The sequence below is a fragment of the Polaromonas sp. AET17H-212 genome (assembly GCF_002379085.1).
Lineage (GTDB): Bacteria > Pseudomonadota > Gammaproteobacteria > Burkholderiales > Burkholderiaceae_C > Polaromonas.
The window spans coordinates 15,661-33,771 of the sequence record NZ_NBZW01000014.1 but is presented as its reverse complement, the minus strand read 5'-3'; the positions used below and the strand labels follow the sequence as shown (position 1 = coordinate 33,771).

18 protein-coding genes are annotated in these 18,111 nt (G+C 63.8%); 8 read left to right on the top strand and 10 right to left on the bottom strand.

Annotated features, from left to right (window positions below; genetic code table 11):
• Nucleotides 1-4: 4 nt before the first annotated feature.
• Nucleotides 5-649 (top strand): DNA-3-methyladenine glycosylase I, encoded by a 645-nt coding sequence (locus B7G53_RS12365; protein WP_096668050.1) that lies wholly within the window; start codon nucleotides 5-7, stop codon nucleotides 647-649.
• A 73-nt stretch (nucleotides 650-722) separates the two neighbouring features.
• Here B7G53_RS12365 and B7G53_RS12360 read toward each other — a convergent pair whose 3' ends face one another.
• The 3 genes from B7G53_RS12360 to B7G53_RS12350 all read right to left on the bottom strand — a co-directional run bounded on the left by B7G53_RS12360 (nucleotide 723) and on the right by B7G53_RS12350 (nucleotide 3,999).
• Complete coding sequence (locus B7G53_RS12360; protein ID WP_096668048.1) at nucleotides 723-2,135, bottom strand: MATE family efflux transporter; 1,413 nt, start codon at nucleotides 2,133-2,135, stop codon at nucleotides 723-725.
• Between the two features lie 123 nt (nucleotides 2,136-2,258).
• On the bottom strand, nucleotides 2,259-3,521 hold the full coding sequence (locus B7G53_RS12355; RefSeq protein WP_096668046.1) for an MFS transporter: 1,263 nt from the start codon (nucleotides 3,519-3,521) through the stop codon (nucleotides 2,259-2,261).
• On the bottom strand, nucleotides 3,514-3,999 hold the full coding sequence (locus B7G53_RS12350) for a MarR family winged helix-turn-helix transcriptional regulator (protein ID WP_096668044.1): 486 nt from the start codon (nucleotides 3,997-3,999) through the stop codon (nucleotides 3,514-3,516). The genes B7G53_RS12355 and B7G53_RS12350 overlap by 8 nt, the downstream gene beginning before the upstream one ends.
• Before the next feature lie 48 nt (nucleotides 4,000-4,047).
• On the opposite strand from B7G53_RS12350, the gene B7G53_RS12345 reads away from it, so the two are divergent.
• Nucleotides 4,048-4,602 carry a PaaI family thioesterase gene (locus B7G53_RS12345; protein WP_096668042.1) on the top strand — a complete coding sequence of 185 codons (555 nt, stop codon included), beginning with the start codon at nucleotides 4,048-4,050 and terminating at the stop codon, nucleotides 4,600-4,602.
• Nucleotides 4,603-4,622: 20 nt separating this feature from the next.
• Here B7G53_RS12345 and B7G53_RS12340 read toward each other — a convergent pair whose 3' ends face one another.
• Nucleotides 4,623-5,369 (bottom strand): transglutaminase-like domain-containing protein, encoded by a 747-nt coding sequence (locus B7G53_RS12340; protein WP_176491351.1) that lies wholly within the window; start codon nucleotides 5,367-5,369, stop codon nucleotides 4,623-4,625.
• Nucleotides 5,370-5,499: 130 nt separating this feature from the next.
• Between B7G53_RS12340 and gloA the strand changes: the two genes are divergently transcribed.
• The 4 genes from gloA to B7G53_RS12320 all read left to right on the top strand — a co-directional run bounded on the left by gloA (nucleotide 5,500) and on the right by B7G53_RS12320 (nucleotide 9,307).
• A complete protein-coding gene (gene gloA, locus B7G53_RS12335) occupies nucleotides 5,500-5,913 on the top strand; it encodes a lactoylglutathione lyase (protein ID WP_096668038.1) in 414 nt (137 codons plus the stop codon).
• Between the two features lie 614 nt (nucleotides 5,914-6,527).
• Entirely contained in the window at nucleotides 6,528-7,238 is a 711-nt protein-coding gene (locus B7G53_RS12330) for a hypothetical protein (protein ID WP_096668036.1), read from the top strand.
• 62 nt (nucleotides 7,239-7,300) lie between these two features.
• On the top strand, nucleotides 7,301-8,515 hold the full coding sequence (locus B7G53_RS12325) for an IS256 family transposase (protein WP_096668034.1): 1,215 nt from the start codon (nucleotides 7,301-7,303) through the stop codon (nucleotides 8,513-8,515).
• A gap of 465 nt (nucleotides 8,516-8,980) precedes the next feature.
• On the top strand, nucleotides 8,981-9,307 hold the full coding sequence (locus B7G53_RS12320; protein ID WP_096668032.1) for a hypothetical protein: 327 nt from the start codon (nucleotides 8,981-8,983) through the stop codon (nucleotides 9,305-9,307).
• Nucleotides 9,308-10,226: 919 nt separating this feature from the next.
• On the opposite strand, the gene eda is transcribed toward B7G53_RS12320, so the two are convergent.
• From eda to B7G53_RS12305, 3 genes are all read right to left on the bottom strand, one after another.
• On the bottom strand, nucleotides 10,227-10,874 hold the full coding sequence (gene eda, locus B7G53_RS12315) for a bifunctional 4-hydroxy-2-oxoglutarate aldolase/2-dehydro-3-deoxy-phosphogluconate aldolase (RefSeq protein WP_441338982.1): 648 nt from the start codon (nucleotides 10,872-10,874) through the stop codon (nucleotides 10,227-10,229).
• A gap of 8 nt (nucleotides 10,875-10,882) precedes the next feature.
• Nucleotides 10,883-12,703, bottom strand: a complete 1,821-nt coding sequence (edd, locus tag B7G53_RS12310; RefSeq protein WP_096668030.1) for a phosphogluconate dehydratase — start codon at nucleotides 12,701-12,703, stop codon at nucleotides 10,883-10,885.
• A gap of 192 nt (nucleotides 12,704-12,895) precedes the next feature.
• Nucleotides 12,896-13,459 carry an OmpA family protein gene (locus tag B7G53_RS12305; RefSeq protein WP_096668203.1) on the bottom strand — a complete coding sequence of 188 codons (564 nt, stop codon included), beginning with the start codon at nucleotides 13,457-13,459 and terminating at the stop codon, nucleotides 12,896-12,898.
• 103 nt (nucleotides 13,460-13,562) lie between these two features.
• Between B7G53_RS12305 and B7G53_RS12300 the strand changes: the two genes are divergently transcribed.
• Together B7G53_RS12300 and B7G53_RS12295 are read left to right on the top strand one after the other, a co-directional pair.
• Nucleotides 13,563-14,189 carry a gamma-glutamylcyclotransferase gene (locus tag B7G53_RS12300; RefSeq protein WP_369680282.1) on the top strand — a complete coding sequence of 209 codons (627 nt, stop codon included), beginning with the start codon at nucleotides 13,563-13,565 and terminating at the stop codon, nucleotides 14,187-14,189.
• Between the two features lie 62 nt (nucleotides 14,190-14,251).
• Complete coding sequence (locus tag B7G53_RS12295; RefSeq protein ID WP_096668028.1) at nucleotides 14,252-14,767, top strand: superoxide dismutase family protein; 516 nt, start codon at nucleotides 14,252-14,254, stop codon at nucleotides 14,765-14,767.
• Nucleotides 14,768-14,769: 2 nt separating this feature from the next.
• Here the strand turns inward: B7G53_RS12295 and B7G53_RS12290 are convergent, their stop codons facing one another.
• The 3 genes from B7G53_RS12290 to B7G53_RS12280 are packed head-to-tail and all read right to left on the bottom strand — an operon-like array spanning nucleotide 14,770 to nucleotide 18,088.
• Nucleotides 14,770-15,339: a nucleotidyltransferase family protein gene (locus B7G53_RS12290; RefSeq protein ID WP_096668026.1), complete on the bottom strand. Its 570-nt coding sequence runs from the start codon at nucleotides 15,337-15,339 to the stop codon at nucleotides 14,770-14,772.
• Nucleotides 15,339-17,618, bottom strand: a complete 2,280-nt coding sequence (locus tag B7G53_RS12285) for a xanthine dehydrogenase family protein molybdopterin-binding subunit (RefSeq protein ID WP_096668199.1) — start codon at nucleotides 17,616-17,618, stop codon at nucleotides 15,339-15,341. The genes B7G53_RS12290 and B7G53_RS12285 overlap by 1 nt, the downstream gene beginning before the upstream one ends.
• Nucleotides 17,619-17,629: 11 nt before the next feature.
• Nucleotides 17,630-18,088, bottom strand: a complete 459-nt coding sequence (locus B7G53_RS12280) for a (2Fe-2S)-binding protein (protein WP_096668024.1) — start codon at nucleotides 18,086-18,088, stop codon at nucleotides 17,630-17,632.
• Nucleotides 18,089-18,111 lie beyond the last annotated feature (23 nt).

The window sequence follows — 18,111 nt, the reverse complement described above, 5'->3', positions numbered from 1 at the left end:
ACCAATGCCCGCTGATGCCCCCGCCCCTGGCCTGTTTACCGATGAAACCTCCTGCACGCGCTGCACGTGGTGCCAGGCCACGCCGCTGTACCGCCACTACCACGACACCGAATGGGGCTTTCCGGTCGCCGATGAACGCCGGCTGTTTGAAAAGATCTGCCTGGAAGGTTTCCAGGCCGGCCTGAGCTGGCTGACCATCCTGAACAAGCGCGAAGCCTTTCGCAGCGCGTTCGCCAACTTCGATGCCGAGCAGCTGGCGTGTTTTGATGCCGCCGATGTCCGGCGCCTGCTCGGCGATGCCGGCATCGTGCGGCACGCGGGCAAGATCGCCTCGGCCATCAACAACGCGGGGCGTGTCCTGGAACTGCGCCGCGAGTTCGGCTCGCTGGCCGCCTATGCCTGGCGGCTGGAACCCGACGCTGCGAGCCGGCCCGAGCGCATCACGCTGGAGACCGCGCGGGCCATGCCCAGCTCCCCTGCCTCGACAGCCCTGTCCAAGGACCTGAAGAAACGCGGTTGGACCTTTGTCGGGCCGACCACGATGTACGCCTTCATGCAGGCCATGGGCCTCGTCAACGACCACCTCGAAGGTTGCGCCAGCCGCGCGCAGGCGCTGGCAGCCCGTGCGGCCTTCACGCCACCGGCTTGAAGGCTGCAGCCATCTGCTACAGAATACATAGCTGCTTTCGCCCGTGGTTACTGGGCTGGAGGCATTTTTTGCTTCAAGCCCCGGCGCGTGGCATTCTTTTCAGCAAGCCCGCCGTGCTGCGCGGCCAGCCGATGCCGCCAAACCAGGCGCCGCCAGCCACCGCCCAGGCGTTGAGCACGCCGTAGAGCACCAGTGCCACCGCCTGCGCCAGGAAAACGCCGGCCAGGCCGCCGCCCCAGCGCAGCGCCAACCAGCCGCCGGCAAGGGCCACCGCCAGCCGCGCCAGGTTGCCGAGCACCGGCCAGAGCAGCCGTCCCGCCCCCTGCGACGCAAAGTACAGCGCCAGGCCGAGGCCGAAGAAGCCGTAGACCGGCCCCACCACCCGCAGGTAGGCGCTGCCGGCTTCGATCATGGCCGGGTCGCTGTTGAACAGCGACAGCCAGGCCCTCGGAAACGCCGCGGCCCACAGGCCGATGGCTTCGGTCATCAGGAAGGCCATGCCCGCGCCTATCCAGGTGGCGTGCAGCGCGCGCTCACGCTGGCCGGCGCCCATGCAGGTGCCGACCATGGCGACCAGCGGGGCACCGAAACCGAACACCAGCGGCACCAGCAGATACTCCAGCCGCGACGCCGTGCCGTAACCGGCGATCGCCGCGGTGCCGAAGCCGCCGACCAGCGCGGTGGTGATGCCGATGGCCAGGTTGGTGGCGACCGTGGACACCGTGCCGACCAGGCCGACACGCAGGATGTCCTTGAACAAAATCCAGCGAAACCGGATGCGAGCGAGCGAGGGGCGCAGCAGGCTTTTGGGCGACCACAAATAAGCCGCCAGCACCAGGCTGCCCACCAGGTAGTAGGCCAGCAGCGCAATGGCGCCACCGGCGATGCCCAGCGCGGGCAGCGGGCCCCAGCCGAAAATCAGCAGGGGCGACAGCGGCAGCAGCACCAGCGCACCCAGCACCGTGACATTGGCCGGCACCGCCATGTTGCCGGTGCCGCGAATCACCGCCGACAGCGTGTTGAACAGCCACACCAGCACCGCGCCGGCAAACACCCAGTTGGAATACACCATGGCCGCCTCCAGCGCGCCGCCGGTGCCGCCCATGCGGGCATACAGCCAGCGCCCGCCGCCCAGCACCGCGACCGTGAACAGCAGCGCAAACACCGCAGCGATGACCAGCGCGTGGAGTACCAGCGCATCGGCATCGTCGCGCCGGCGCGCCCCGAGTGCCCGCGCGATGGCCGAGGCAATGCCGCCACCCATGGCACCGGCCGAGGTCATCTGCATCAGCATCACCACCGGAAACACCAGGGCCATGCCGGCCAGCGCGTCGGTGCCGAGTTTGCCGACGAAGTAGGTTTCAATCAGCCCGACACCGGCCTGCGCCAGCATGACCAGCACATTGGGTGCGGCCAGGCGCAGCAGGGTCGGGGCAATCGGCGCTTCGAGCAGCAGCCGCGTGCGCGGGTCGAGATCAGCCCCCACGTTCGTTCACTCCGTGTAACTCTCTGCCCCCCGAGGGGGCCGCTGCGCCTGCGGACTGGCAAAGCCAGATCCGCGGCCCCAACTTGAAAATACCGTGCGCCACACACGGAACCTGGAGCAATCTCATGCTGCGGCCTTCGCTTGACGCGGCAGCACGGCCTCGCGGATCGGCAGGTTCACGAGTGCGGCCCCCGCGGCCAGCACGATGTCGATGTACCAGACCCAGTCGTAGCTGCCGGTCGCCTGGAACACATAACCGCCGAGGAAGGCGCCGAAAAAACCACCGATCTGGTGCGCCAGCATCACGATGCCGAACAGCATGGCCATGTTGGCCGTACCGAACATCTTGGCCACCAGACCCGCCGTTGGTGGCACCGTCGAGAGAAAGGTCACGCCCATGACGGCGGCGAACACCAGCATCACGGCCGGTGTTTTCGGCGCCAGCAGAAAGACCAGCACCGCGATGCCACGCGTCGCATACAGCAGCGCCAGCAGCGACTTCATGCGCCAGCGGCCCACGGCCCAGCCCATGGCCAGGCTGCCGACGATGTTGAACAGGCCGATCATGGCCAGCGCCCAGCCGCCGATCTCCGGCGGCAGGCCGCAGGCGGCCACCACACCCGGCAAATGCGTGGCCAGAAACGCAACGTGGAATCCGCAAACGAAAAACCCCAGGCTCAGGTAGCGGTAACTGGGCGTGGCCAGCGCCTGGCGAATCGCCTGGCGGGCGCTCAGCGCTTTCTTGCCGGAGGCCGCCGCGGCCTGCGCCGCCAGGGCCTTCGAGTTGCCCTGGAGCACCCACACCGCCGGCAGCGCCAGCAAGATCAGCACACCCAGCCACTGCATCGCGTTGGCCCAGCCGACGGCCGCCGTCAGGCCAATCGCGATCGGCGCCATCGCGAACTGGCCGAAAGAGCCCCCCGCATTGACGATGCCGCTGGCGAAGCCGCGTTTTTCCAGCGGCACCAGGCGTGCGGTTGCCGCCATCAGCACCGACGGGCCGGCCATGCCAGCACCACCCGCGGCGAGCACGCCGATGGCAAAAATCAGGCCCGCCGTGCTGGTCATCAGCGGCGTGAGGATGGTGCCTGTGGCCACCAGCAACACGCCCAGGAAGATCACGCGGCCGGTGCCGATGCGGTCGGCCACGGCGCCGGCAAAAGGCTGGGTCAACCCCCACCACAACTGGCCGAAGGCGAAAGCCAGGCTGATGCTGCCGATGCCCAGCGCGGTTGAGGTATTGAGCGCCGACAGGAACAGGCCCATGGTCTGGCGCACACCCATGGTCAGCGCAAAGGTGCCGGCCGCGGCCAGCAGCACCAGCCAGAGCGCGACATGCCGCCGGGCAGACGACGAGGAAGAGGAAGAAGAGAAAGGCTTATTCATCATCGGCTCCGGATCCGGTTGCAATCGGGGACAGCAGTTCCAGCGACTCATTGATCAGGCCATGCAGCGCCAGCACGCGCTGCGCGCCCAGCAGCTGGTTCAGGCCCTCCTGGGCCACCTTCCAGCGATGGCGGGCCTCCTCGCGTTTGGCACGGCCTGCCGCTGTGATAACCACACTGCGGCTGCGCGCATCGGTGCCGGCGGCCAGTTCGATCCAGCCGGCCTCGATCAGGGGCTTGAGATTGCGCGTCAGGGTGGAAGCGCTGACCTTCATGCTTTGCGCAAGTTCGCCGGGACGCAGGGGGCCGAGTTTGACGACATGGGACAACAGCGAATACTGTGTGGTCTTCAGGCCCGCCTTCGCCATCTCGAGATCGTAATACGCGGCCACGCGCCGCATCAGCTGGCGCAGCTTCAGGTTGGTGCAGCCCAGGGCTTTCAGTTCGGCCTGGGTGGCGGCATCGGATTTTCTGGACATGCGATAATTGTAGCTGCAATTGTTGCAGGTGCAATCAAAGGAGAAGCAATGACCCCGGAAGAAACATTGGCGTTATGGAACGAGGAACGCAGCGCCGTCGTCGAACGCATGCTGGCCGGTGGCGGCAAACCGGGCCTGGCCGATCCCGCCATGGTGGCCAGCAAGAGCGGGCTGGAAATCATGCAGGCCATGCTGGCCGGTGAGCTGCCCTTTCCGCACATTGCCGACACGCTGGATTTTTCGCTGGTGCAGGTCGGCCCCGGCAAAGCCGTGTTCCAGGGCACACCTCAGCTCAAGCACTACAACCCGCTGGGAACTGTCCATGGCGGCTGGTACGCCACACTGCTGGACTCGGCGCTGGGCTGCGCAGTGCACACCATGATGCCGGCCGGCCGCGCCTACACCACGGCAGAACTCGGCGTCAACATCGTGCGGGCGGCATCGCACAAAACCGGGCCGCTGCGGGCCATCGGGACGGTCCTCCACTGCGGCCGGCAAATGGCCACCGCCGAAGCCCGCATCGTCGGGCCGGACGGCAAGCTGTATGCCCACGCCACCACCACCTGCCTGGTGTTTGAGGTGCCGCCGCCTAAAGCGGCCTGACCCCGCACGGGAAAGCGTGGCTAGACGGGCTGGCCCGCCGGCCTGGACGGGGTGCGGACCTGCTCCACCCGCCGGTTCACCAACGCGGCGGCGAGCATCCATTTGGCGCGCGTCAGCCAGCCGAGCGCCAGCTCCGCATGAGCCTTGCTGCTGTAGAAATGTTCGGGGTCGTGCGCCACGCCCCAGTCGTGCAGCGGCAGGCTGGCCGGGTCGGAAACGCTGTACTGCGCATGCGCAGCATGCCGGCCATCCCAGAAATGCAGGCCCCTGACGTGGATGCCGTAGCCCACCAGACCACCGGTCTGGCTCAGCAACTGCGCGGCCCGCGCCTCCAGCAGGGAGTCCGTCACGTAGGTGTCGGTCTGTATCCAGCGGTCGTCGAGGTAAACCTCTGCCACGGCATGGGTGATGGTGCTCTGCGGCACGTCGATGATGCCCTTGAGGAAGGCGCTGGAGAGCGTCACGAAACGCAGCCGGGCCGGCACGCCGACCGATCGCAGCATGGCCACAAACAGCGTGCCTTTGGTGTGGCAATCGCCACGCCCGGCTTTCAGCACGGCCGCCGCCGGCACATGGTCGAAACCGGCCACGCAGCCAAAAGGCAGCGACTTGACGAAGTCATGAACGGCCACGGCTTTCCGGGTTGGCGTGGTCGCCAGCTGCGTGATGCGCATGGCCTGGATGCGGAGTTTGGGATCATCAAGATCGAGCAGGCGGGTGGAGCACAGCCAGTCACGGGGCTGATCGGTCGGGCAAGACAAGGGCATGAAGAAGGGGTGCGATGAATTGCCGGCCATTATGCCGCCCCGGGAGCCGACCATTGTCCGCGGCGGCGCCGGGTGTTTGGGATTGCCGGACAATGCCAACACCTGTTCACAAGGAAGGAAGCGAGACACGATGAGACTCCTGCACACCATGCTGCGCGTTGGCAACCTGCAACGCTCGATTGATTTCTACACCCAGGTGCTCGGCATGACGCTGCTGCGCACGTCGGAAAATCCGGCATACAAATACAGCCTGGCCTTTGTCGGCTACGAGGGCGGCAACCCGGGCCAGGCCGAAATCGAGCTGACCTGGAACTGGGACATCGACAGCTACGAGATGGGCACCGCCTACGGCCACATCGCACTGGGCGTGCCCGATGCCTACGCCGCCTGCGAAAAAATCAAGGCGGCCGGCGGCAACGTGACGCGCGAAGCCGGGCCGGTCAAGGGCGGCACCACGGTGATTGCTTTTGTCACTGATCCGGATGGCTACAAGATCGAACTCATTGAGCGCAAGGGTGACACGGGTGGAGCGGGTCTGCGCTGATTGCACCGGCGCCCACACACGCTCGCCCGATTGGACTCGGGCATCACGCTGCGTCCCCGTTTGGTTTTGCGACGGTAGTTTCAACTCCCCACTCCCAACCCCCCGCCCTTCCCTCGCCCCGCTGGGCGAGAGAAGGGAGCCTCATTTGGCCGCGTGCGCTGCGCTCGCGTGCAAACATGGCGGTCTGTTGGGATTCCCGTGCAGGAAGCGCTTTGCGCTTCCTGCACTCCGGATGGGTGCCCGGTGTCTGTATTCGGATCTCTGTCTTCGCCCCCCAACCGTCGGGCTGGGCCGAGGAGCGCAGACAAAAGCGGATCAGGGATCGCGATTGTCTGAGCCGAAGGCGAGTTCGAGCGAGACCCCGCTTTTGTCGAGCACCGCAGGTTGCCCGCAGCGAAGCGGAGGGACCCAGACCATCAGGTCGTTTTTTCTTTGCTTATTTTATTTTGGGCGACGCAAAACAAAGTAAGTTGCCACCAGACAATCACCGGCCAACAGGCACGAGCACCTAATGTCGCTTGAAATATCTATGTGATCCGGGAAGCACAGACGTGAATGCGCTGGATTGCGCGGGCACGCTATGACTATGATGTTAAAAAATTCAGGGGGACGGCATGGAAACCATCAAGGACTTGTGGGCGTCACTTGTCGCTTACGCTAATGAGCGCAGCACAAATCCGCTCACCTCAGCATTCTTTCTGACTTGGGCAGCTTGGAACTACAAGTTCTTTGTGGTGCTGTTCAATGACGGGACTTCAGCTGAGAAGTTCGACGCGATTGCAGAGCTGTATCCACGCAGCAATGATTGGTGTTTACTGACTGATGCACTGTGCATGCCTCCAGATGCGTTCTGGGGCAGTGCCTTCGTCTATCCAGCTCTAACGACGCTGCTCTACGTGTTCGCTTATCCGTACCTCACTAGGAAGGTGGTGAGCTTCTACCGCAAGCGTCAAATCGAGATTGCAAACGAGGTAAAGGAAATTGAGAAGGACAGAGTGCGCACGGTTGATGAAGTAAATGCGCTTGTCCGTAGATATGAGGAAAAGCTTACTGCTGTAGAACTTGAAGCCTCGACGGCAAGGGATGAGGTCAACAGTCTGCGCAATGCACTTACTGCAGCAGAGTCTGAGCTAAAGGAGTTGCGGAAGTCAGCAAGTGATCTTGCGGAAACCAATCGTCAGATGGTGCACGACAGCATTAACTATCGAAACTCGTCTCACATTGAAGCCCGTAAAAAAGCAAGTGATTTTCTCATTGCGTTCGGGCTGAGGAAAAATCTAGCAACCGAGACTTTGCTAAGAGAAATTGCCCCTTTGGGGGTGTAAGAACTTTTGTGTAAACGGTCAATTGGCAGGAAACTGCTGCACTCCAATGGAAATGCAAATAAATGACCGTCACAAACGAATTGATCGACAGCCTGCTGGCTGATTACAAGAAACCTGAAGACCTCATTGGAGAGAACGGCTTATTGAAGCTTCTGACCAAGAAACTGGTGGAGCGAGCCCTTCAAGCCGAGATGGCTGAACACCTGGGCCACGCCAAGAATGAGAGCGTTGCCAACCCGGCGGGAAACACCCGCAACGGCAAAAGCAAGAAAACGCTCAAGGGCGATTTTGGCGAGTTGCCCATAGAGATCCCCCGTGACCGTCACGGCAGCTTCGAGCCTCAGCTCGTCACCAAGCACCAGACCCGCTGGAGCGGCTTTGACGAGAAAATCCTGTCCCTGTATGCCCGTGGCATGACCGTGCGTGAAATCCAGAGCCATCTGGAGGAAATGTACGGGGCTGAAGTTTCACCCACGCTGATCTCATCGGTCACGGATGCTGTCATGGATGAGGCCAAAGCCTGGCAGGCCCGACCGCTGGACGCGCTGTATCCCATCGTCTACCTGGACTGCATCCACGTCAAAACCCGTGACGCAGGGGCCGTGCGTACCAAAGCCGTGTACCTGGCACTGGGCATCAGCATGACCGGTGAGAAGGAGATTTTGGGCCTGTGGATTGCCCAGACCGAGGGCGCCAAGTTCTGGCTGCAAGTGGTGACTGAGCTTAAGAACAGGGGGGTACAGGACATCTTCATTGCCTGCGTGGATGGCTTGAAGGGCTTTCCTGATGCCATTGAGGCCGTGTATCCCAAGACGGCCGTCCAGCTGTGCCTGGTGCATATGGTGCGCCACAGCCTGAATTACGTGAGCTGGAAACTGCGCAAGGTCATTGCTGCCGACTTGAAAACCATCTATGCCGCCGCCACTGTGGACGAAGCCCAAATCCGGCTGCAGGAGTTCGATGACAAGTGGGGTGCCGACTATCCGACCATCGTGAAGTCCTGGAGGAGCAACTGGGCACGCATCACGCCGTTCTTTGACTACCCGCCGGAGATACGGCGCATCATTTACACCACCAACGCCATCGAGTCGGTGAACATGAGCTTGCGCAAGGTCACCAAGAACCGGGGATCGTTTCCGAGCGACGATGCGCTGCTGAAATTGTTCTATCTGGCACTGGCCAACATCAGCAAGAAATGGACGATGCCGCTTAGAGACTGGAAGGCTGCATTGACCCGGTTTACCATCCAGTTCGAGGAGAGAATGCCCAAGACTTAACGCTCGCCCCGTTTACACAAAATTCGGGACACCCTCCCCCTTTATCCATTGATGAACTGAAGATTCTCTTCTACCTTGCCGATGATGTGCAAAGAGAACCAACATCAATCGACATCGGCAATTTCTTAGAGCGAAACGCCTCAGAGGTAACGCCACTTCTGATTAGATTGGAAGAACGAGATTTAGTCTACATTAAGCTCGCTTCAGCTAAGCTGACGCCAAAAGGCAGACATACACTCGAACAAATGAAGGAAATTGCGAACACCGGAGGATGATTTGAAAATTTGATACGGCAACGAGCGTGTATATATTTTTACTCACTCGTTTTGTGTTTGCTACCCCATGCTCTTTTTCTTAAGTGCGTTTCACGTCAGCCATGTTTTTTAAAGTGTGCTTTCTGTACTTATTTCCCTATAAGCAGCAACTGATCATGGTTACCATGAAGACTTCATTAAGGGAGACAACATGAACGACATGACATTTCGTGTGTACACAAACCGCTGGAAAAACGAAACCACCTATCGCATTTCAAAGACTGCGACTGGCTGGCACCTCAGAGCAAACGCCATCTACGGCGACTGCGATAAAGAATGTCATCCGTTTCTGTACGGCAACTTCGATCAAGACAATATGAACTACCCGAGCAACATCGGCGCGTTCATGGAGCATCTGTGGGGGCTGATCGACAAGGGTGAGATTGATGCTGCTGAGGCTCAAGAGAAGCTGCAAGAGCTTGCAGACTGGGTGTCAGCGTGTGAGAAAGCCGAACCGCATTGGCCCGGTTGGAACTAGTCGATTACGTCAGCACGTTCAGCTGACCAGCGCCAGTAGCTGCTGCGGTAGTGTCGGAACTTCTTGAGGCGATAAGTGATGCGCATTGGTACATGCAGGTGAGGCACATGGACATCAACAGTCCGAACAGGCTTGAAGTTTTCTTCAGCTGATGCAGCAGACAACGTGTCAGATGCAATCGAAGTGAGTTCGCCAGATACGTAAAGCAGATACCCGTTGAATGGACTGCATGTCAGCCCCTTGAGGCGGTGAGTGGATTCCGGTGATGTTGGCATACCATATAAACATACAGTACTCTATTTGACGAGGTGCAACACCTTTGGGACTGGAGCAGCAGCCGCAGTCTGCGCTGCTTCCTGAGCCGCTTGCAATGCATTCAGCACCTGGACGGACTTGTTAGCTGCGTCCTGTTTAACGAAGTGCGCATACTTAGCAGTCATTGCGACTGATTTGTGTCCAAGGAGATGACTGACTTAAGGAAAGGACAAGCCGTTCTGCAGCATCATGGAAGCGAATGTGTGCCGGCATGTATGCGGAGTGATTGGTATACGTTATTGGCCTTCTCCTCCACCCGTCGGGCTGGGCCGAGGAAGGCAAAAGCGGATCAGGGCTGGCGTTGTTTGAGCCGCAGGCGAGTTTAGCCAGCCCCCTTTTTTTGGCGAGCACAACAGGCTACCTGGAGCTAAGCGGAATGACCCCGACCATCGGGTCGCCTTCTCTTTGCTTACTTTCTCCTGGCAACGCAAGAGAAAGTGAGTCGCCCGCCGGGGCGAGACCCGGCTTGTTGGCGCTCCAAGGGATACGAGTTATCCAACATGGATCCCGAATCAAGTCCGGGATGACAAAGACGCGCAAGGCATTCGCTATTAATTCAGTAGCTGCTTGCGACCGCCAAATAAGGGCTACAGGCCTATTTGACCTATAAAACCAGTGACCTCGGCAACCCAACCGCCTGCCGGGCCAGCTCGGTCACCCGGCTCCAGTCGCCGCGCGCCAGCGCATCAGCCGGCACCAGCCAGGAGCCACCGACACACACCACGTTGGGCAGTGCCAGAAAATCGGCTGCGTTGGCTGCCGTGATGCCGCCGGTGGGGCAGAACTTCACGTCGCCGAAGGGCCCGTTCCAGGCCTTGAGCATGGCCAGGCCGCCCGCTTGCAGCGCCGGGAAAAATTTGAGTTCGGTGAAGCCGTCTTCCTGCGCCGCCATGATTTCACTGGCCGTGGCCACGCCGGGCAGCAGCGGCAGGTGGGCATCGCGGCAGGCCGCACCCACCGCATGCGTGTAGCCCGGGCTCACGATGAACCGCGCGCCGGCCATCGCGCAGGCCTGCACGTCGGCGGCGCTGCGCGCGGTCCCCGCGCCGACCACGGCTTCGGGCACGTCACGCGCAATCGCCTCGATGCAGGCCAGCGCCTGCGGCGTGCGCAGGGTCACTTCCAGCATGCGTATCCCGCCGGCCACCAGCGCACGCGCCAGCGGAACGGCATGCGCCACATCGGTCAACACAATCACCGGAATCACCGCCGCATCCTGCATCACCTGCAGGGCCGTCAGCTGACCCTGGATATCGATACTCACATCCACGATAACGCTCCTTCTTCGGCTGTCAGCGCGTGCCGGCGCATGCCGGCAAACAGTTCGCGCCCCAGACCCTGACCATTGGCATCACGCAGCGCCTGCGGCATGACCGCGGTCGGCCGGGCCGCCCACTCGTCGGCCGCAACCCTGACCTCCAGCGTGCCGGCGAGTGCATCGACCCGCACGATGTCGCCGTCGCGCACTTTCGCCAGCGGGCCGCCGGCCGCCGCTTCCGGCGACACATGGATGGCCGCCGGCACCGCGCCCGAGGCGCCACTCATGCGGCCGTCGGTCACCAGCGCCACCTTGAACCCCTTGCCCTGCAACACCGCCAGCGGCGGCGTGAGTTTGTGCAGCTCGGGCATGCCGTTGGCTTGCGGGCCCTGCCAGCGCACCACACAGACCACGTCGCGCTCCAGTTCACCGGCACGGAAGGCCACATGCAGGTCTTCCTGCGAATCAAACACGCGTGCCGGCGCCTCGATCACATGGCGGTCGTCGGGCACCGCCGAAACCTTGATCACGCTGCGCCCCAGGTTGCCCCGCAGCAGCTTGAGGCCGCCGGTGGCGCTGAAAGGCGCGCTGGCCGGCCGCACGATGGCCTCGTCTTTTGTCGCGCCCATCTCGTGCCAGGCCAGCTTGCCGCCCACCATGGCCGGCTCGCGCGTGTATTCGCGGATGCCGCCGGCACGTACCGTCAGCACGTCCTCGTGCATGAAGCCGCCGTCGAGCAGTTCACGGATCACGAAACCCGTGCCGCCGGCCGCCTGGAACTGGTTCACGTCGGCACTGCCGTTGGGATAGACATGGGTCAGCAGCGGCACCACCGCGGACAAGGCAGAGAAATCGTCCCAGTCGATCAGGATGCCGGCCGAACGCGCTACCGCCACCCAGTGGATCAGGTGGTTGGTGGAGCCGCCGGTGGCCAGCAGCGCAACCATGGCATTGACGATGGCCTGTTCATCGACGATTTTCCCGATCGGCGAAAAACGTTTCGACGACTTGACGATGCCCAGCACCGTGCGTGCCGCCTCGCGCGTGAGTTCGTCGCGCAGGTCGCCGCCGGGGTTCACAAACGCGGTGCCGGGCACGTGCAGGCCCATGGCTTCGAGCAGCATCTGGTTGCTGTTGGCCGTGCCGTAAAAGGTGCAGGTGCCGGGGCTGTGGTAACTCTTGAGTTCGGCCTCGAGTAATTCCGCGCGGCCGACCAGACCCTGCGCGGCCTGCTCACGCACGCGGGCTTTTTCCTTGTTGGGCAGGCCGGACGGCATCGGGCCGGCCGGCACAAACACCGTGGGCAGGTGGCCGAAATGCAGCGCGCCTATCAGCAGGCCGGGCACGATCTTGTCGCACACACCCAGCATCAGCGCCGCATCGAACATGTCATGGCTCAGGGACACCGCCGTGGCCATGGCAATCACGTCGCGGCTGAACAGGCTGAGTTCCATGCCCGGCGTGCCCTGCGTGACACCGTCACACATGGCCGGCACACCGCCGGCCACCTGGGCGGTGGCACCGTGCAGGCGCGCCTCCCACTTGATCAGGTCCGGATAGGGCTGCAGCGGGGTGTGCGCCGACAACATGTCGTTGTAGGCGGTCACGATGCCGATGTTGGGCGCGCGCTGCGTGACCACCTTGAAGCGGTCGTCCAGCGGCATGCCGGCCACCGCGTGCGCGATGTTGCCGCAGCCCATGCGGTCAACGCTGATGGCCCGTGTGGCCGCGCCGTCCAGGCGCTGGAGGTAGGCACTGCGCGTCACACGGCTGCGCTCGCGGATGCGCGCGGTGACGTCGGCGACGGTGGAATGAAGGGTCATGGGGTGCGGGCCAAACAGGTGGCTGAAGATGAGTCGGTAACTTTATTACTTACGTTGCTCATCGTACTTGTTTGCCCCGGCTTTGGAAAGGCGCGGGTTACAGACCGGGTACCACGCAGGGACAAGAAGCGCGGGCAGCGCCGCCCATGCAGGCCCCGGGATGCGCCGCTTTATCGCAGCTTTAGCGCAGCCTTATTGCAGCCTGATTTCGACCCGGCGCGCCTCGGCGTCGCTGCCCGAGCCAGCCATCTGTTCGGGTTTTTGCAGCGTGATCTGGCTGTCGGCCACACCCGCTGCTTTCAGCGCATCGCGAACCGCCAGCGCGCGCTGGCGGGCCAGTTCGGCATTGACCGCGGCATTGCCCTTGGGGTCGTGAAAACCCGCAATGACCACTTTCTTGCCGGTCCTGGCGGCCCGGACCACATCGACCAGGGCCGCGCCGGCGCCGGGCGCCAGATCGGCCTTGCCGGACGCAAAATAAAACTTCACCACACCGTATTCCACCGTGATGCTGGCGGCATCCGACACGGCCTGCGGCGACGGCACGGGCGGCACGGCAGGGGCCGGCGCGGCCGGCATCGGCGCGGCCATCACCGGCAGCCGGGCGGCGCTTGGCGGGGTGGTCAGCGCTGGCAAGGCAGGCGTGTCCCGGCGGTGCAGCGCAGCGCCTAACACCAGCGCGATCACGAGGGCAACCAGGGCAAAAACAAGGCCCAGAACCAGGCCCAGCTGGTCATCATCCGATGAGGAAGACATGGATAACACTCCGTAAAACTGCACAGGCTGCGGCGCCTGTGCCAGCCGCAAAAAAATAACCGGCCGCTTTGCCGGTGAGAGCGGGTCATTGTAAAGTCTGGCTGTGGAAAATCCCCCGCCCAACGACCTGTCAGCCCTGCGTGATCCGGCGCCCATGCTGGAGCGTTTTCTGCACCAGTGGGGCGGCCGCGAGGACCTCTGGATTTTCGGCTACGCCTCGTTGATCTGGCGGCCCGATTTCGACTTTGCCGAACTGCGGCGCGCGCGGGTGCACGGCTGGCACCGGGCGCTGAAGATGTGGAGCCGCATCAACCGCGGCACACCCGAGTGCCCGGGGCTGGTGTTTGCGCTGCTCTCGGGCGGCAGCTGCCACGGCGTGGTCTACCGTGTGCCCCGGCATGAGGTGCCGGACGTGGTGGCCAGGCTCTGGCTGCGCGAAATGGTCACAGCGGTGTATGACCCGCGCTCGCTGCGCTGCAACACCGACAAGGGCCCGGTACAGGCGCTGGCCTTCACCCTGTCGCGGCGCAGCCCCAGCTTCACCGGCGAACTCAGCGAGACGCGTTACCGGCAGATTTTCTCAAGCGCCTGCGGCTGTTACGGCACCACGCACGACTATGCGCGCCAGACGCTGGAAAGCCTGCACAGCCATGGCATTTCGGATCCCCGGCTGGCGCGCCTGCTCAGACTCTCGCAAGCAGGGATTGCCAGCGACGGGCCGCAGGCCTAAAGTCATGCGTCGTAGAAGTCTTTCCGCAACGACCTGGAACTTGTCCGTAACCTGGAGACACCATGAAAACAGCCTTTGTTCTTGTTGCCACAGCCACCCTGCTTAGCGCCTGCGCCAGCACCCCCAGCGGTCCACGCGCCACCGCGCAGTTGCAACCCACCACCGGCAATGCCACCAGCGGCAGCGTCAGTTTTGTCCAGAAGGGCAACAAGGTTCTTGTGAGCGGCGAAATCCGCGGTCTCAAGCCGAATGCGGAACACGGTTTCCATGTGCATGAAAAAGGCGACTGCTCCAGCGGCGACGGCATGAGCGCGGGCGGGCACTTCAACCCCACCGGCGCGCCACACGGCGCCCACGGCGTGGGCATGCACCACACCGGCGACCTGCCCAGCCTGAAAGCCGACGCCGGCGGCATCGCGCGCTTCAACTTTGAGTCAGGCTCCCTGGCCGTCGGCAGCGGCGTGACCGACATCGTCGGCAAAGGCCTGATTGTTCACCGCGACCCCGATGACTACAAAACCCAGCCAACCGGCAACGCCGGCCCGCGACTGGCCTGCGCGATCATTATCCGGAGTTGAAACTAGGCTTGGCGCGCAGCCAGCAGCTCCCCGGCGCGCGCCAGATCGTCCACGGTGTCGATGTCGGTCACGATGCCGATATCGTCCAGCGCCAAAAACGCTACTGAATTCATAGCTTCCTGCGCACGCACCACGGGCGCTGCGCCCTGATTTCCCTTTAAATCCAGCAAACCGTCCCGGCACACCGCGGCAAAGCCGACCGGGTGGCCGCGCAGGCCCTGGTACAGCGGAATCACCACCGCGTGCTGCGCCAGCGCCCGGGCCACGGCGCGCAGCGTGTCGCTGCGCACCAGCGGCAGGTCGCCCGGCAGCACCAGCCAGCCAGCCGCATCCGGCGTGGCACGCACCGCCGCCGCAATCGAGTCACCCATGCCGGGATGGCCCGCGTCTTCGAGGTGCCAGGGCAGGCCGCTGGCGATCACCGCGTCCAGCGTGTGCTGCAGCACCGGCTTGCCGGCCAGCAGGGCCTGCAGCTTGTGGGTGTGGCCGCCGGACGCGGTGAAACGTTCACCGCGGCCCGAGGCCAGCACCAGCACCGTGGGCAAATCGACCTCAGGCCGGATGGCGTCCATCAGGCCAGCTTGAAAGGCAGCTCGCGCGGCGCCTGGCCGCTCAGGCGCGCCACAGCGTTGGCAAAGGCCGGCGCCAGCGGCGGCAGGCCGGGCTCGCCGAGACCGGTGGGCGCATCGGCACTCGGCACCACAAACACCGCCACGGTCGGCATGTCAGTGATGCGCGGCACCGCGAAGTCGCCGAAGTTGCTTTGCTCGACCACGCCGTCTTTCAGCGTGATGGCGGCGCCCGGCAGGCACATGGACAGGCCCATCAGCGCCCCGCCCTGGATCTGCGCCTCGATGCTGGTCGGGTTGATCGCCAGGTTGCAGTGCACGCCTGCCGTCACCGCATGCAGCACCGGCGTCTTGTCCTTGACCGACGCCTCGACCACGTAGGCCACCACGGTGTTGAAAGACTCGTGCACCGCCACGCCCCAGGCGCGCCCGGCCGCCAGCGTGCGTTTGCCATAACCGGACTTGTCCACCGCGAGCTGCAGCGCCGCGCGGTGACGCGGGTGCTGACTGCCGAACTGTTTCATGCGGTACGCCACCGGGTCCTGGCCGCTGCTGCGGGCGATCTCGTCGATCAGTGTTTCCATCACATAGGCCGTGTGGGTGGAACCGACACTGCGCCACCAGAGCACCGGCACATTGACCTTGGGGTGGTGCACCGACAGCCGCATCGGGATGTCATAGGGCGCCTTCATGCCCTCCACCATGGTGCCGTCCACGCCGTCCTTGACCATGAAGGCTTCAAAGGGCGAGCCCGCCACGATGGACTGGCCGACGATCACATGGTCCCAGGCCAGGATGTTGCCCTGCGCGTCGTAGCCGATCTCGGCACGGTGGATGTGCATGGGCCGGTAGTAGCCGCCCTTGATGTCGTCCTCGCGGCTCCACAAGGTGCGCACCGCGGCATTCAGGCCGGCGGCGCGTGCCGCTTTGGCCACCGTGCAGGCTTCCACCACGTAGTCGCTGCTCGGAATGGCGCGGCGACCGAAACCGCCACCCGCCATCTGCACATTCATCTTCAGGTTCTGCGGCGCCACACCCAGCACCTTGGCGGCCGCCAGGGTGTCCAGCCCGGGCATCTGCGTGCCCAGCCAGAGCTCAGCGCGCGTGTCGGCGCCCTGCCCGCTGAACTGCACGGTGCAATTGAGCGGCTCCATGGGCGCGTGGGCCAGGTAGGGAAAGACAAACTCGGCGCTGATTTTTTTCGGCGCGGCGGCGAGTTTGCCGACATCGGCGGCGTACTTGATGGCACCCGTGGTTTGTGCCAGCGCGCGGTAGCTGGCCAGCTGTTTGGCGCTGTCCACCTTCTCGACCGCGCTGCTATCCCACTCGACCTTGAGCGCGTCACGGCCCTGTTTCGCCGCCCAGTAACCCTCGGCGACCACCGCCACACCCTCGCCGCCGCGGTCCAGCGGCACACGAAACACGCCCTTGACGCCGGGGATGGCGCGCGCAGCGGCGTCGTCGAGCGAGCGCACCTTGCCGGCGAACACCGGCGGGTGCGCGACCACGGCGGTGAGCATGCCGGGCAATTGCACGTCGATGCCGTAACTCTGGGTGCCGGTGGATTTGGCACGTGCATCGAGCCGGCCCGTGGGCTGGCCGATGATGCGAAACTGTTTCGGGTCCTTCAGCGTGACCTGCTCGGGCACCGGCTGCTTCATCGCCGCTTCGGCCAGCTCGCCATACCCCAGGCGTTTGCCGCCGGGGCCGATCACCACGCCCTCGCTGGTGCGCAGGCCGGCGGCGTCCACGCCCCACTGCGCCGCGGCCGCCGACACCAGCATGGCGCGCGTGCGGGCGCCGAGCTCGCGGTACTGCGTGTAGGAATTCTTGATCGAACCCGAGCCACCGGTCAGGTGCATGCCGAAGGCCGGGTCCACATAGGCCGGGTCGGCATTGCCGTGCTGGCTTTTCACGAGGCGCCAGTCGGCGTCGAGTTCCTCGGCCAGGATCATCGGCAGGCCGGTCTGCACGCCCTGCCCGAAATCGAGCCGGTTGATGGTGACGGTGACCGTGCCGTCCTTGTCGATGCGCACAAAGGCCGAAGGCTGTTGCGTCGGTTTCAGCGCGGAAGCGGCTGCGGCAGGCGCGGCACCCTGGGCCTGCGCCAGCAGCGGAAACGCGCCCAGCGCAAACCCGCTGGCCGTGGCGACCTTGAGGAAGCTGCGGCGATGCAGCCCTGCCATCGCTCCGTTTTCAGGAGCACCATGCGCTTGCTGCGCAAGGGCCTGCAGGCCTTTTGGCAACCGATGGAAGATATCGGAAGAAGTGGTGTTGTACATGGTGATCTCCTTCAAGCCAGGGCCACGGCGGCGTCTTTGATGGCAGCGCGGATACGCACGTAAGTGCCGCAGCGGCAGATGTTGCCGGCCATGGCCGCGTCGATGTCGGCGTCGGTCGGTTTGGGTTGGGTCTTGAGCAGCGCGGTGGCACTCATCACCTGCCCGCTCTGGCAGTAGCCGCACTGGGCCACGTCGTGTTTGACCCAGGCGGCCTGCACGGCCTGGCCGACGCGGTCGCTGGCCACCGCCTCGATGGTGGTGATTTTCTGGCCCACCGCCGCCGACACCGGCGTCACGCAGGAGCGGATGGCCGCGCCGTTGAGATGCACGGTGCAAGCGCCGCACAGGGCGGCGCCGCAGCCGAACTTGGTGCCAGTCATGCCCAGCGTGTCACGCAGGGCCCAGAGGATGGGGGTGGCAGCGTCGGCATTGACCGGCACGTCCTTGCCGTTGATGTTCAAAGTAGGCATCGTGGAACTCCTTGGGGGGACTG

Coding starts and splice junctions, on each gene's coding strand:
- B7G53_RS12365 (WP_096668050.1), top strand. CDS start 5: ATGCCCGCTGATGCCCCCGCCCCTGGCCTGTTTACCGATGAAACCTCC.
- B7G53_RS12355 (WP_096668046.1), bottom strand. CDS start 3,521: ATGAATAAGCCTTTCTCTTCTTCCTCTTCCTCGTCGTCTGCCCGGCGG.
- B7G53_RS12350 (WP_096668044.1), bottom strand. CDS start 3,999: ATGTCCAGAAAATCCGATGCCGCCACCCAGGCCGAACTGAAAGCCCTG.
- B7G53_RS12345 (WP_096668042.1), top strand. CDS start 4,048: ATGACCCCGGAAGAAACATTGGCGTTATGGAACGAGGAACGCAGCGCC.
- B7G53_RS12340 (WP_176491351.1), bottom strand. CDS start 5,369: ATGCCCTTGTCTTGCCCGACCGATCAGCCCCGTGACTGGCTGTGCTCC.
- gloA (WP_096668038.1), top strand. CDS start 5,500: ATGAGACTCCTGCACACCATGCTGCGCGTTGGCAACCTGCAACGCTCG.
- B7G53_RS12330 (WP_096668036.1), top strand. CDS start 6,528: ATGGAAACCATCAAGGACTTGTGGGCGTCACTTGTCGCTTACGCTAAT.
- B7G53_RS12325 (WP_096668034.1), top strand. CDS start 7,301: ATGACCGTCACAAACGAATTGATCGACAGCCTGCTGGCTGATTACAAG.
- B7G53_RS12320 (WP_096668032.1), top strand. CDS start 8,981: ATGAACGACATGACATTTCGTGTGTACACAAACCGCTGGAAAAACGAA.
- edd (WP_096668030.1), bottom strand. CDS start 12,703: ATGACCCTTCATTCCACCGTCGCCGACGTCACCGCGCGCATCCGCGAG.
- B7G53_RS12305 (WP_096668203.1), bottom strand. CDS start 13,459: ATGTCTTCCTCATCGGATGATGACCAGCTGGGCCTGGTTCTGGGCCTT.
- B7G53_RS12295 (WP_096668028.1), top strand. CDS start 14,252: ATGAAAACAGCCTTTGTTCTTGTTGCCACAGCCACCCTGCTTAGCGCC.
- B7G53_RS12290 (WP_096668026.1), bottom strand. CDS start 15,339: ATGGACGCCATCCGGCCTGAGGTCGATTTGCCCACGGTGCTGGTGCTG.
- B7G53_RS12285 (WP_096668199.1), bottom strand. CDS start 17,618: ATGTACAACACCACTTCTTCCGATATCTTCCATCGGTTGCCAAAAGGC.
- B7G53_RS12280 (WP_096668024.1), bottom strand. CDS start 18,088: ATGCCTACTTTGAACATCAACGGCAAGGACGTGCCGGTCAATGCCGAC.